The sequence below is a fragment of the Thalassoroseus pseudoceratinae genome (assembly GCF_011634775.1).
In the GTDB taxonomy this organism is placed as follows: Bacteria; Planctomycetota; Planctomycetia; order Planctomycetales; family Planctomycetaceae; genus Thalassoroseus; species Thalassoroseus pseudoceratinae.
In genome coordinates this window covers 117,339-129,848 of record NZ_JAALXT010000008.1, presented here as the reverse complement: position 1 = coordinate 129,848, position 12,510 = coordinate 117,339, and the positions used below count along the sequence as shown (strand labels likewise).

The window sequence follows — 12,510 nt, the reverse complement described above, 5'->3', positions numbered from 1 at the left end:
CGGCAGATTATAGGCGTCTTTTCGCGGACCGCAAACCGGACGGTTCCGATCGCGTGGCAATCCACCGTCTCAACGATTACCATGCCACAACGAATGAACCGTGTAATCCTCTCCGGATTAACAGGCTTCTTGGGAAAAGATGCCGACCGGATTTATCTGAGCAATTTAAAAATTTATGACCAATCCCATCTCCGTTGCAATCGTCGGCCTGGGAACCGTTGGAACCGGCGTGGCGAAACTGTTGCTTCAACATGCCGACCGTTTGAAAACGCGGTCCGGGCGGGATATCCAACTTCGTCGGGCCGTCTGCCGGGATTTATCCAAACCCCGTGAGATTGAGCTTCCCGATGGCGTACTGACCGACAATTGGCGGACCGTGCTCGAAGATGACGACGTTTCAGTCGTGGTGCAACTCGTGGGCGGGACCACGACCGCTCGGGAAATGATGATCGCATTCCTAAAAGCCGGAAAGAATGTGGTCACTGCGAACAAAGCGTTACTATGTGAGCATGGCGAGGAATTGTTCCAGCTCGCTCGAGAACACGATTGCACGATCGCGTTTGAAGCGGCGGTTGCCGGTGGAATTCCGATCATCGCCGCGATTGGGCAGTCGATGACGGCGAACCAGATTCGCTCGATCGAGGCGATTCTCAACGGCACGAGCAACTACATTCTGACGGAAATGCTTTCGCAGGGACGAACTTACGAAGACGCATTGAAACAGGCTCAGGAACTCGGTTACGCCGAGGCCGACCCCACAATGGATGTCGATGGCACCGATGCCGCTCAGAAACTGACAATCCTGGCTCGATTGGCATTTGGAACAACGGTGTCGCTTGATGAGTTCCCCCGACAGGGGATCGATTCGGTGGCGCTTGCGGATTTGCAATATGCGGCGGAGTTAGGGTACCGCATCAAGTTACTTGGTGTGGCCAAGGTGGTGGACGGGCACTTGGAAATGCACGTTCAACCGACGCTCGTCAAGCAGGATCGACCGGTCGCCCAAGCCGACGGGGCGTTCAACATCATCGCGGTCGATGGCGATGCGGTCGGGCGAACTTGGTACACCGGTCCGGGAGCCGGTCAGATGCCGACGGCCTCCGCTGTTGTGGCGGACTTGGTCGACACCGTCGCCGGTCGCACGCGACTGACATTCCCATTGCTCGACCTGTGGGGCGAACGAACACCGTTACCGGTGCAGGCTCCGGACGAAATCACGAGCCGGTATTTCTTGCGGTTTAGCATGGAAGACCGTCCGCACGTGTTCGCGGAGATTGCGGATATTTTGGGTCGCAACGGCATCAGCTTGGCGTCGATCATGCAACACGAAGCATCGGAGTCCAAGACGCAAGCCGGATCACGACCGATGGTGCCAGTCGTGGTGATGACGCATCGCACTACACGTGGACGCATGCAAGCTGCCGAACGGGAATTTCAACAATTGAACACGTTGCAACCGCCATGGATTCTGTTGCCGGTCGCTGATTGATGGCGAGCCGTCGAATTCTCATTACGGGGGCCAACGCGGGAATCGGCTACGAGACGGCTCTCGGGTTGGCACGCACCGGTGCGGAAGTCATCATGCTTTGCCGCGACCAATCCCGTGGCGAAGCCGCTCGCAATCGGATTCGCTGGGAGAGCGGCAGCCTATCCGTGGAACTCATGCTCTGCGATTTGGCGTCGCAATCTTCGATCCGAAAATTCGCAGCTGAGTTTCAGTCACGATTCGAGTCGCTGGATGTGCTCATCAACAACGCCGCCGTCTTGTCGCAAACTCGACAGCTCACGGACGATGGCATCGAATTGCAATGGGCGGTGAACCATCTTGCGCCGTTTCTGCTGACCCATTTGTTGCAAAGCAGGTTGATGGCCGCCGAATCCGCTCGCGTTTTGAATGTCTCCTCGGGAATGCATCGTCGAGGGAAAATCGACTTCGACAATCTGCAAGGCGAACGAAACTACCACCCCCGCACGATCTACGCACAAACGAAGTTGGCAAACGTGTTATTCACCGTGGAGTTAGCCAAACGGTTGGAAGAAACCGGCATCACGTGCAACGCACTCCATCCGGGAACCATCGCCACGGGACTGTATCAACAGTTTCTCGGTTTGCCGAAGATGTTGAGTTTTGTTTCCCGCTGGTATGGAAAAAGTCCGCGAACCGGTGCGGAGACTTCGATCTATCTCGCCACATCCGAAGAAGTCGCCGGGCAAACCGGATTGTACTTTCGGAACCGTCGTCCGGCTCCAATGAATCCAGTGGCGAATGATTGTGAGTTGCGGTCGCGACTATGGGAACTGAGTGCCGAAATGACCGAGCTAGCCGCAGTCTAATCTGAGTGTAGCGACTGGCGATGCGTATTCGTCGAGAAGCACAGAACCTGAGACGCTGAACGTGCTCTTTGTTCCTGAGATCAACCGCGCGTTATTTGTCAGCGGTTTTGTCTTCCGGCGGCAATGCGAGAGCATCGGAAACTTCGGGTTTCTCCAAGAAAAACTTCGCCAAAACTTTCACGTCTTTGCCTTCTTGCACCCACTCCTTGGGACTCACGGTCTCGCCGTAGGGCGTGTACTCCGCAACGACTTTGGGTTCGACGTCCTCTGGCGTGAGTGTCACGATGAAACGCGGCCCGTCATCGTTAAATTGATGAACTGTCCCGGTAATGATGAAATACTTCTCGAGATATTTTTCGATAGCGGCTTGTTGATCGTTGGCGAAATCTTTTGCGACTGTGAGCGCATCGACGGTCTGTGGTTGAGGGCCTTCAATCTTGACGATGGTCCACCTGTGAAAGGCCTGCCATAGATCGAAAGACGTCTGAGGGTTGATCCATTGCCGAAGCGTGACCGTTTGCCCTGGCATCGCTCGAAAGACCGCATGAGATCCTGGTTGGCTGGCAAATTCCATGTAGTTCTTGTCGAGATGAAGTATCGGCGTTGCATCGAAATTGATTTCATACGAACGAACGACTCCAATCGTTTCAATCACTTTGCCTTTGTTTTCGTTGAACATCGCCTTCGTGAATTTCTCGAAGGTAAATTCATCGGCCGGAATCGTCAGCGAGACTTCTGCGTCCGCAAGATTCTTCGGTGGCGTCGAAGGAGGACTGGGTGGTGTTGACTCCGCCGAAGATTCATCGGTCTTGGCTGTCGCTTCGTTGACGGTCGGTGTATCGTCGTTCTGTTGTTGGGGGACGCTCGGCGATTCTGCGTTGGACTTCGCTGGTGGTTTTGCTGCGGTCTCTTGCGGCGACTCACTACAACCTGCGAGTAATACGCAAGTCGAAAGCAACACACCGGACGATCTCAGGAGTTTTCTCATCGTTCGTAGCGTCCTTTGTCAAGAAAATGTTTCTGGTGTTCGCTTCCACGCGAGACGAATCCCTGAGCAACCCTAACCCCGTGGTTTCGCATCGGCAAGCACTCGCCCCATCGGAACGATGATTTCCGTCTCGGTCGTCGCTTATGAAATGGTGCGCAAACACCGTTCAGCACATGCAGTCATGCAAGTCTTTCGGCGTTTACTTCTTTTTGGACTTCCCCTGGGGAATGATCTCCAAAGTGACGATCGTGTCTTTTGGCGGGATGCGTTCGGTCCAAGCTTCGTAGAGCAGGTTACCGGAACCGCTGGCAGAGCTTTCCACGCCGACGTCGATCATCGCGGTCGCGAAGTTGGCAACACAGATGAAATCACCACTCTCCGCTTGATAGATGCGTTTGCCTTTGTCTGGTCCATCCGGCACGACATAGAACCCGCTACCGCAGAAGACCCAGTCGGCGTCCATTTGGCGAGGTTGGCTCTCCTTGAAGAACCGCCGAATTGCGGCTTGAAATGTTTTGTCGTCACTCATCTTAAGAAACTCGTCCCGTTGCTCTTCCGTCATGGGACCGTACCAATAGAGTTCCTTAATCTTGGCGTCGTACCGAAGCTCACTGGTTTTCAGCAGGGTGACACCCTTGGGCAACGCCTCCAAATCGGCAACGTAGAACCGATAGATCGCCCGTCGGATCCAAGTTTTGACATTCACCCGATGAATTTTGTCGTTCTCGTCCGTCCAGATGGCGAAAATGTCGAGTTTCTCTCCGGTCGGCGGATAGAACTTTTCGTTCTCGTACCGCACCGTTTTGCCGGCTTCCGCACCGAGGGCCAACAAACCGGAATGGATAACGTAGGCGTCGGCATCGACGGATAGAATCGATTCGTGCTCTTTGGTTTGCTTCTTGCACAGGAGCATTTCCAGCATCCCTTCCCGAAGAACCACTTTCGTCTTCACGATGATTTGTTTGTCGGCTCGGTTGAGCAGTACCGTCTTCTGCTTATTCAACGGCACCGGCTTCGCGGGTTCCGCGTCTCGTTGGGTTTCCTCAGCGTGAATGCGGGGAGCCGTTGAGGAAATCAGAATCAACATCATCCAAGCAAAATGGGTTTTCAACATGGGATTCCTTTGTGATCGCGTTGCTTTGAGATTGTTGAAACTTTGACCGCGGCGGTTCAATTCCGGCAGAACTTTTTCCGGATTGCGGGGTTAGAAGCCCGACGGTCTTACGTAATGTTCGATAGGAAGACGGATAACCGGTTCGAACCCCACAGGAAGCTAGTGATGACAAATCGATTTCAGTTCCACGTCAGCCGACGACATTTCCTTGGTGGACTGACCGCTCTCGGGGCGACCGCCTGGACCGTGCCGGGCGCTTTCGCGGACGAGTTGGCACGCACACCTCGTATGACTGAAGGTCCATTCTATCCGGACAAGCTGCCACTCGATACTGATAACGATTTGATTGTCCTCAACGACAAACTGACTCCCGCAGTCGGAGAGATTACGCACCTCTCTGGACGGATTCTGGGGCCATCCGGTGAGCCGTTGCGAAACGCGGTGATCGAGATTTGGCAAGTCGATCACAACGGAGCGTACCTTCATTCCGGCACGAGCAACGCCGACAAACGGGACAAGAATTTCCAAGGGTTCGGACGGTTCACGACCGGCAGCGACGGTCGGTACTACTTCCGCACCGTCAAACCCGTACCGTATCCCGGACGCACGCCACACATTCACTTCCTGGTTCGCAAGGGCGAAAGTCGGCTGCTGACGAGTCAATTCTTTGTCAAAGGCCATGCACAGAATCAGCGGGACGGTATCTATCGCAGCATTGATCCGAAGGTGAAAGAACTCGTCGATGTCGATTTCAAACCGATGAAAGAAAGTCGGAGCGGTGAGCTGCTGGCTCAAGCCGATATCATTGTCGGTTTGACTCCCGTAGAACCCGAACGACGAGGACTGCGGGGACGCCGTCCCGGCGGATTGCGACGTCCCGGCAGTCCACCACCACGCCGACCGCAGAACTAGAGCAGCGGTCATCCATGCCCGCGCAAAGCCGTGGGCATGCCACCTAACTTCGTTACGTCATCATTTCTGATCGGTGTGTTTGACCTGGGTCGCGAGCCACTTTTGCCAATCGGCGATGAATGGGCATTCGCGCTCGAATTCCAGCGTGTGAGCGGCGGTGGGGTATTCGATGAGCGTTGTCTCACTCGTCCCAAGCCGCTTGAACCACTTCTGGGTTTGTGGGTTATCGATGATGCGATCGGTACCGGCAAGCATCACCAGTGTCGGGATACAAATTTGTTCTGCCGCTGCTTGCGATTCCCGTTCGAGAGCAATCCCGGCAGTCACCAGGGATGTCGTGATCTCTCGTAACGTCGCCGCGTCGGTGCGGATGAATTCTTGCCATTCGAGATCGTTCGTGAACAACGCTGGATCCGCGAGTGGAATCTTCACCCGATGGTGCGTCTTGCCAATGGCCATTGCCGCTCTCAATGCCATCCGCTGATACCACCGCGGACCGACACGCCCATAAATTCCGGGACCGAGCAAAGTGAGACCCGCGAGCAAATCCGGTCGTCGTTTTGCGACCACCGCTGCCAATCGCGCACCCCAACTGATGCCGGTCAGAAAAATCGGGCCGTTGTTGCATTGGATTGACGTCAAAAACTGCGAGACATCATTGATCAATCGTTCGGCGTGCACCGCGTGACCACGTTCGGTCTCGTTCATTCCCGAACCGCGTCGGTCGAGAAACCGCACTTCGAAACCAGCGTTCGCCAGTTCGGAACACGATCGCGTGTACCAACCGGCGTGACTTTGAATCCCGTGCAAACACACGACGGTTCCACGCGGGGACGTGACCGGTCGCCAATGCCGCAGACGCAAAGGATAACCGTCGGAAGCAGTGAAGGTGTCGATGGTTTCGGTGATGGGAGAATCGCTCACTTCATTCGGTCAGTTCCAAAGTGCCGTCGCACACGTTCTGGTTAACTGGTCATCGACTCCAACACCCGAGCGTAGGCACCGTAGGCACCGGCTCCGAAGAGGACGAACCGCACGAGAGCCGGTTTCTGACGGTCGATGAGAAAATCCCGCACGGTGGCGAGAGAATGTTCGGCGGCAAGGTCCATTGGGTATCCATAGACGCCCGTGCTGATGGCCGGAAAGGCGATCGAGCGACATTCCCGTTCGGTCGCCAATTCCAAGCATGATCGGTAAGCGGAGGTCAACAGGTCCGGTTCACCGCTGTCACCGCCACTCCAGATCGGACCAACGGCGTGAAACACATAGGTCGCGGAGAGTTTCCCCGCTCCGGTCGCCACCGCGTTTCCAACCGAGCAACCATCGGGGTAATCTCGGTCCGTTTCTTCCATAATTTGTGGGCCACCAGCTCGGTGAATCGCACCATCCACACCGCCGCCACCCGCGAGTGCCGAATTCGCGGCATTCACAATGGCATCGACTTCCTCAGCGGTGATATCACCCTGAGCAAGTTCAATCCGACACGAACCAAACTGCACTTGCATGGAATACCCTGTCGGTCAGGCAGTGTACGATTTCATGTTTGCAAGTTGGAAAGGGTGGCATGCCCACCCCGAGCGGTGGGCATGCCACCCAGCAATTTGTCAGGCACAGTCTGACCTACGGGCCACCGGCCGACGTCTCACTATTTACCCAACGAGCGAATGCGGATGTTGCGGAAGGCGACGGGGTCGGAGTGGCCGGCGAAGCCGAAGTGTCCGCTTTTCAGATCTTTGCCGGGGTGCGGAGAGTTCGCCATGTACTCGGTGATCTTGGACAGATCGGTGTCGAGAATTTTGGTTCCGTTGAGGACGACCTGAATGGTCGAGCCTTTCACGGTCACTTCTTGAAAGTTCCACTCACCGACGGGGCGGAGGAATCCCCGCGTGGCCGCCGCCATGCCGTAGGCGGAACCGTGGTACTGACGTTTGTCGAGTTTGGCGTACTTTTCGGCAGTGTTGTCGAGAACTTGCAGTTCGGTCATGCCGGCATAGGCTGGATTGCCTTGTCCTGGGTACCGAATGGCTAGACCGTTATTGCCACCGGGGGGCAAACGGAACTCGACTTGAGCAACAAAGTCACCGTACTCCGCTTCGGTGAACAGCGTGCCGCCTTTGCCGGGTTTGCAGACGATCGTGCCGTCTTTGACTTCGTAATTCTCTTTGGCTCCGAACCAACCTTTAAGGTCTTTGCCGTTGAAAACTGATTCGAATTCGCCTTCAGATTCTTCTTGAAGAATCTTGTTGGCTTCTTCGGTGGGAATTTCGCGAACGAAGATGTTTCGCCAGCGGATTTCACCACCATGGGTTTGCAGTTGGATTTTGCCGGTCTTGAACAGGGGTTGGCTGCGGTCCCAATAGTTGGCCATCGGTGCGTTGTCGACGACTTTTTTGCCGTTGTACCAGACGGTCGTCAACTCGCCGATTTGGCGAATTCGAAAGCTGTTCCACTCGCCGAACGGTTTGTCGGCGTGGACGAGCGGAAGTTGGCCGGGGCTGCCTTTCGCATTGTTGAACAGACCACCGGAGCCTTTGTCCGCGTTGCGATCCCACTTTCCACCTTCTTTCGTGGTGTCCCAGATTTGCACCTGCGGAGTTCCGCGAAGGTAAATCCCACTGTCGGCTTTGGCAACGGTTTTGTAATCAATGAGCAACTCGATGTCGCCGTATTCTTTGTCGGTCGTGAGGTAAGCGCCTTTGCCATCGTTGACGAGTTCGCCATTGTCGACGGACCAGTGCTGTTTGGCGTCGGCGGTCCATTTTTCGATTTGTTCCTCACGGGCTTCGTCGTCCATTGCAGCAAGTTTGCGGGGATCGAAGTGAGGCTGTCCATGCCATCCGGAGAGGTCTTTGCCGTTAAACAGGGCGGTGAAGCCTTCCGGTGGAGTGTTGTGGTCGTCGGCTTGGAGTGGAGTCGAACAGAACAGACTCACCAGAGCCAACAGTCCGAGAACAGAACATCGTTTCATCACGGTCTTTCTAAAAGTGCTTCGTTATCAAAAGGGTTCTTGAAACCTCTCTCAAAGATTAACCGATGTTGATGCTTTCGCAATACTGTGCAAGAAATTAGACTACACACATACACAACGGTTGATGAGTCACGGCTGGTGCTTGGTCATGAGGCGGTGAAATGCGAACAGAAGTCCAGAATACAGAGCCGATTCATCCTCAAGTGAGCCGACGCACTGCTGTGCAAGCGGGAGCAATTGGCTTGCTCGGGTTGGGAATGAATCACCGAGCGGCCCTTGCGGAGGCATCACCGAATGGACGGGGACCATCCGGGACGGCGAAGTCGTGTATTTTCATTTTCCTCTCCGGCGGGTTGGCTCAGCATGAGAGCTTCGACATGAAACCCGATGCCCCGGATACCGTTCGCGGGGAATTCCAACCGATTTCCACCGAAACGCCGGGACTGCAAATCTGCGAACACTTGCCGGAATTGGCCAAGCGAAGTCAGCTATGGTCGCTGTGCCGCTCGATCACGCATTCATCGAATGAGCATTCGGCAGGGCATCACATCATGTTGACCGGCCGATCGGATCTGCCAACGGGATTCAACCCCAGCAAACCGTTGCCAACGGATCACCCTGCAATTGCGAGCATCGTCGGTGAGTTAACCACGCCCCGCAACAATCTTCCGCCTGCCGTGGTATTGCCGGAACGGTTGGTGCATCGCACGGGCCGTGTGATCCCTGGAGCATTCGGCGGTCAAATGGGGCCGCAACGTGATCCGTGGTTCGTGAACGCTTCGCCGTTCCATACGAAATCCTACGGTGCCTACCCGGATTACGCTTTCGACCATCAGGAACGCGGCGGCAGTGATAATCGGGTCTTTCAGGCTCCGAATTTGACGTTGCCGCATGGCTTGACGCAATCCAAATTCGCCCGCCGCACGGATTTGCTTGCGAGTCTGGAGCAGCAACGCCGTTCGTTAGAACAACACGCCGAAACGCAGGACTTTGACCGCTTCCGACAAGGGGCAATTTCGTTGCTCAGTGAGCCGAGTATTCAGCACGCCTTCGACGTCACCGGTGCCGATGCCGAAACCCAGGACCGCTACGGTCGCAACGCATTCGGTTGGTCATTGTTGATGGCTCGTCGGTTGGTTGCGTCCGGGGTGAATTTGGTGCAGGTGAATCTCGGAAACAACGAAACTTGGGATACGCATGGCAACGCGTTTCCTCATCTAAAAGACAAGCTGTTTCCGCCAACCGATCGAGCGGTATCGGCCTTGCTCGACGATTTGAAAGAGTCTGGGCAACTTGATGAAACACTGGTCGTGATCGCCAGTGAGTTCGGACGCACGCCCAAGATTTCCTTGCTGGCGAATGCCTATGAACTTCCCGGTCGCGATCATTGGGGAGCAGTGCAAAGTGTGTTGTTCGCCGGTGGTGGAATGCCGGGCGGGGCGGTGGTCGGTTCGTCCGATGCTCACGGCGGATACCCCGAAGAATCGCCGCATACGCCGGAAGACTTCGCCGCCACGATTTATCACGCACTCGGCATTCCGAGCGTCGCAGCGTGGAAGAACGCTCTCGATCGTCCGCATCACGTCTACCACGGCGATCCAATTTTCGCATAAGGGGAACGCTGGCTGTCTCAGGCGATTTCTTGGTGAAATTTCTAATGAGGGTTTGTGAACATTTATCAATGCGTTCGCAACTGAATCAATTGATATGTCAAACGCTGTATCTATTGTACAGTTCGTGGTTTAGCGTTTTGAGCGTGAGATGCCCTCGTCTGTAGACGATGGACTTGGTATAATGCCATCATCAATCGGGCCAACCCATTCTCTTGGGTCCTGTCGGTATTTCTACCTATCCTATCTACGAGGTCTACGATGAGAAAAACACAGTCACGGGGGTTTACGTTGATTGAATTGCTGGTGGTGATTGCCATCATCGCAATTCTGATCGCTTTGCTATTGCCAGCGGTCCAGCAGGCCCGTGAAGCCGCCCGGCGAACCCAGTGTAAGAACAATTTGAAAAACCTAGGGTTGGCGTTACACAACTACCACGACGTCAACAATGCATTTCCGGCTCGACAAGGCGGCACGGGCAGCAACTCGGGTGGGGCGCAACGTGGTCGAATTTCAGGACTTGTGCAGTTGGCCCCGTTCTACGAACAACAGAACCTCTACGATCAAGTTCAAAACGCCAACAACGCACCTTGGAGCAACACCAGCTATTGGACCGTCGAATTGGACATCCTGATGTGCCCGTCGGACGGTGGCGACGTTTCTCCTCACGGCGGGACACGTGGTTTGAACAACTATGTCTTCTGCGGTGGTGATGCGTTGCTCGATAGCGATAATGGTGGTAATCCGATCGCTTCACGGGGATTGTTCGGCGTGTGGACGACCTACGGATTCCGCGACATGACAGACGGTTCCAGCAACACAATCGCTATGTCAGAGCGATTGCGTCCGGATGCCAGCAACCGATTGGGCATGGTTTCGACGGCTGGTGGCAGCACACCGATCAACTGTCGAGCTCAATTTGCGAATAATACGTTGAACAGCCCCTATACCAGTGACACATCTCCTGGGTACCGCTGGGGTGACGGAGCCGCCTTCTTTGCCGGTTTCAACACGATTATGCCACCGAACACGGCGTCTTGCTTCAGTAGTGGAGCCGATCACTGGCAACCTGCGTTCTACACGGCTTCGAGTGCGCATCCCGGTGGTGTGCACGTGTTGATGGGCGACGGGGCGACGCGTTTTGTTAGCGAAAATATCGATACCGGCGACCAAAGCGTTGCCCCTCCAAGTCCGACTGCTGGCGGTGCTAGCCCGTACGGCGTTTGGGGAGGCATGGGAACTCGTGCTGCTGGTGAAGTTGTGCAACTTCCATAATTCTTCCCTAAGGGGACGAAACCTGATACTCCCGTTTCTGAACTTGCAGAGGCGGGAGTTTCTTCATATACATTGTTCAGTAATCGAAAGGATTATCATGCGTCTATTGCTCGGATTGACCTTAGTTGTTTTGGGGTGTGGAGGTAGTGGCGAGGACAAATGGACGAAAGATCGGCCGGAAGTTGTCGACGCGGAAGGCGTGGTGACTTATCAGAATGAACCGGTCGAAGGAGCCACGGTCGTTTTTGCTCCCACGGACGGAAAACATGCGGCGTCCGGTTTAACAGATTCGAGTGGCCAGTTTTCGGTCAGCGCGTTTCCAAACTCCGAAGGTGCCGTTCCTGGCAGCTATAAAGTGACCGTCACGAAAATGGAAACACCATCCGCAAGCGGCGGTGGCGATGGACACGGTGAGGCCGTAGCCGCTCCGAAAAATCTCTTGCCGGCCAAATACGCCGAGACGGCCAACACACCGTTAACCGCCGATGTTCCCGCGTCGGGGAAAACCGATTTTCAATTCGATTTAAGCGATTGAGTCAATCAGACTCAGCCGGATGACTGGGAACTCAGTTTGCGGGCCATGTCTTGGCCCAGCGTGTTTTGGAGTTTCTGGCCGATGGCGGGGGAGCGCTGGAAGAGTGCTTGGAGGTCGTCGCGTCGCCAGACGGCGGTGACGACCTCCGTGACGGCAACAACGTCGGCCGTGGTCGGGCCACCGGTTAGGTAACTAATTTCCCCGACAAATTGTCCATCGCGGAGTGCGGCGATTTCGTTGCCATCAATCTCAACGGCCGCATGTCCGTGAAACAGCACGACGAGTTCTTCTGAGATCACACCCGCTTGGATGATGACATCACTCGGCGTGAACGATTTCCATTCCGCCTTGGAAAGCAAGTGGTGAGCTTCCCGTGGTGAGAGATCTTGGAAGACGAGTTGTCGAAGCCGCTCCTGATCGGCAGACAACGGGATCACACGTCGTTCGCGAAGCAACAGGAACAGATTCCAACCGTTGATCGAGATGTAAACGGTTTGCCAAAAGATCGGTGCGTTTTGGCAGCCTTTCGGTCCGTCGAGGAAATAGGGCAGCAAACAAAACCCCGCCACCACACTGAGCAACCGCAGCCAGAGGATATCGCGAACGGCATAACTCAGGCAGAACAGGACGTTCGCCAATTGAAAGAGTGTCAGATTCCAACTCATGAGACGCCCCGAAATTCGATTCCGACACGGGTTTGAATCCGTCCGTGCTTGACAGTCGCATCGAACCGTGTTTATCTAATCGGTGTGGGAATGAGAAGCCGCTGTTTGA

12 protein-coding genes are annotated in these 12,510 nt (G+C 55.1%); 6 read left to right on the top strand and 6 right to left on the bottom strand.

All coding sequences use genetic code 11. The features are described 5' to 3' along the window. The first annotated feature begins 175 nt into the window (after positions 1-175). Together G6R38_RS24885 and G6R38_RS24880 are read left to right on the top strand one after the other, a co-directional pair. A complete protein-coding gene (locus G6R38_RS24885) occupies positions 176-1,489 on the top strand; it encodes a homoserine dehydrogenase (protein WP_166831508.1) in 1,314 nt (437 codons plus the stop codon). Then, positions 1,489-2,334: an SDR family oxidoreductase gene (locus tag G6R38_RS24880; protein WP_166831507.1), complete on the top strand. Its 846-nt coding sequence runs from the start codon at positions 1,489-1,491 to the stop codon at positions 2,332-2,334. The genes G6R38_RS24885 and G6R38_RS24880 overlap by 1 nt, the downstream gene beginning before the upstream one ends. Before the next feature lie 91 nt (positions 2,335-2,425). Here G6R38_RS24880 and G6R38_RS24875 read toward each other — a convergent pair whose 3' ends face one another. Both G6R38_RS24875 and G6R38_RS24870 read right to left on the bottom strand, forming a co-directional pair. After that, positions 2,426-3,322 (bottom strand): hypothetical protein, encoded by an 897-nt coding sequence (locus G6R38_RS24875; protein ID WP_166831506.1) that lies wholly within the window; start codon positions 3,320-3,322, stop codon positions 2,426-2,428. Positions 3,323-3,521: 199 nt separating this feature from the next. Further along, positions 3,522-4,436: a YdjY domain-containing protein gene (locus G6R38_RS24870; protein WP_166831505.1), complete on the bottom strand. Its 915-nt coding sequence runs from the start codon at positions 4,434-4,436 to the stop codon at positions 3,522-3,524. Positions 4,437-4,601: 165 nt separating this feature from the next. On the opposite strand from G6R38_RS24870, the gene G6R38_RS24865 reads away from it, so the two are divergent. Beyond that, positions 4,602-5,348, top strand: coding sequence for a dioxygenase family protein (locus G6R38_RS24865; protein WP_166831504.1), 747 nt, complete (start codon positions 4,602-4,604; stop codon positions 5,346-5,348). A 60-nt stretch (positions 5,349-5,408) separates the two neighbouring features. On the opposite strand, the gene G6R38_RS24860 is transcribed toward G6R38_RS24865, so the two are convergent. The 3 genes from G6R38_RS24860 to G6R38_RS24850 form a co-directional block, all read right to left on the bottom strand. Further along, complete coding sequence (locus G6R38_RS24860; RefSeq protein WP_166831503.1) at positions 5,409-6,272, bottom strand: alpha/beta fold hydrolase; 864 nt, start codon at positions 6,270-6,272, stop codon at positions 5,409-5,411. 41 nt (positions 6,273-6,313) lie between these two features. Beyond that, complete coding sequence (locus tag G6R38_RS24855) at positions 6,314-6,853, bottom strand: O-acetyl-ADP-ribose deacetylase (RefSeq protein WP_166831502.1); 540 nt, start codon at positions 6,851-6,853, stop codon at positions 6,314-6,316. 140 nt (positions 6,854-6,993) lie between these two features. Beyond that, positions 6,994-8,316, bottom strand: a complete 1,323-nt coding sequence (locus G6R38_RS24850) for a 3-keto-disaccharide hydrolase (protein ID WP_166831501.1) — start codon at positions 8,314-8,316, stop codon at positions 6,994-6,996. Between the two features lie 161 nt (positions 8,317-8,477). Here G6R38_RS24850 and G6R38_RS24845 point away from each other — a divergent pair, with 161 nt between their 5' ends. From G6R38_RS24845 to G6R38_RS24835, 3 genes are all read left to right on the top strand, one after another. Beyond that, on the top strand, positions 8,478-9,929 hold the full coding sequence (locus G6R38_RS24845; RefSeq protein WP_166831500.1) for a DUF1501 domain-containing protein: 1,452 nt from the start codon (positions 8,478-8,480) through the stop codon (positions 9,927-9,929). 258 nt (positions 9,930-10,187) lie between these two features. Continuing rightward, positions 10,188-11,201 (top strand): DUF1559 domain-containing protein, encoded by a 1,014-nt coding sequence (locus tag G6R38_RS24840; RefSeq protein ID WP_166831499.1) that lies wholly within the window; start codon positions 10,188-10,190, stop codon positions 11,199-11,201. Positions 11,202-11,298: 97 nt separating this feature from the next. Beyond that, positions 11,299-11,736 (top strand): carboxypeptidase-like regulatory domain-containing protein, encoded by a 438-nt coding sequence (locus tag G6R38_RS24835; RefSeq protein WP_166831498.1) that lies wholly within the window; start codon positions 11,299-11,301, stop codon positions 11,734-11,736. 11 nt (positions 11,737-11,747) lie between these two features. Here G6R38_RS24835 and G6R38_RS24830 read toward each other — a convergent pair whose 3' ends face one another. Then, the gene (locus G6R38_RS24830; RefSeq protein WP_166831497.1) at positions 11,748-12,401 is read right to left on the bottom strand and encodes a cyclic nucleotide-binding domain-containing protein; all 654 of its coding nucleotides are present in this window, start codon (positions 12,399-12,401) and stop codon (positions 11,748-11,750) included. Between the last annotated feature and the right edge of the window lie 109 nt (positions 12,402-12,510).

What these genes read in the sequence shown, in the direction of transcription:
- G6R38_RS24885 (WP_166831508.1), top strand. Translation starts at nt 176, where the DNA reads ATGACCAATCCCATCTCCGTTGCAATCGTCGGCCTGGGAACCGTTGGA.
- G6R38_RS24880 (WP_166831507.1), top strand. Translation starts at nt 1,489, where the DNA reads ATGGCGAGCCGTCGAATTCTCATTACGGGGGCCAACGCGGGAATCGGC.
- G6R38_RS24875 (WP_166831506.1), bottom strand. Translation starts at nt 3,322, where the DNA reads ATGAGAAAACTCCTGAGATCGTCCGGTGTGTTGCTTTCGACTTGCGTA.
- G6R38_RS24870 (WP_166831505.1), bottom strand. Translation starts at nt 4,436, where the DNA reads ATGTTGAAAACCCATTTTGCTTGGATGATGTTGATTCTGATTTCCTCA.
- G6R38_RS24865 (WP_166831504.1), top strand. Translation starts at nt 4,602, where the DNA reads ATGACAAATCGATTTCAGTTCCACGTCAGCCGACGACATTTCCTTGGT.
- G6R38_RS24855 (WP_166831502.1), bottom strand. Translation starts at nt 6,853, where the DNA reads ATGCAAGTGCAGTTTGGTTCGTGTCGGATTGAACTTGCTCAGGGTGAT.
- G6R38_RS24850 (WP_166831501.1), bottom strand. Translation starts at nt 8,316, where the DNA reads ATGAAACGATGTTCTGTTCTCGGACTGTTGGCTCTGGTGAGTCTGTTC.
- G6R38_RS24845 (WP_166831500.1), top strand. Translation starts at nt 8,478, where the DNA reads ATGCGAACAGAAGTCCAGAATACAGAGCCGATTCATCCTCAAGTGAGC.
- G6R38_RS24840 (WP_166831499.1), top strand. Translation starts at nt 10,188, where the DNA reads ATGAGAAAAACACAGTCACGGGGGTTTACGTTGATTGAATTGCTGGTG.
- G6R38_RS24835 (WP_166831498.1), top strand. Translation starts at nt 11,299, where the DNA reads ATGCGTCTATTGCTCGGATTGACCTTAGTTGTTTTGGGGTGTGGAGGT.
- G6R38_RS24830 (WP_166831497.1), bottom strand. Translation starts at nt 12,401, where the DNA reads ATGAGTTGGAATCTGACACTCTTTCAATTGGCGAACGTCCTGTTCTGC.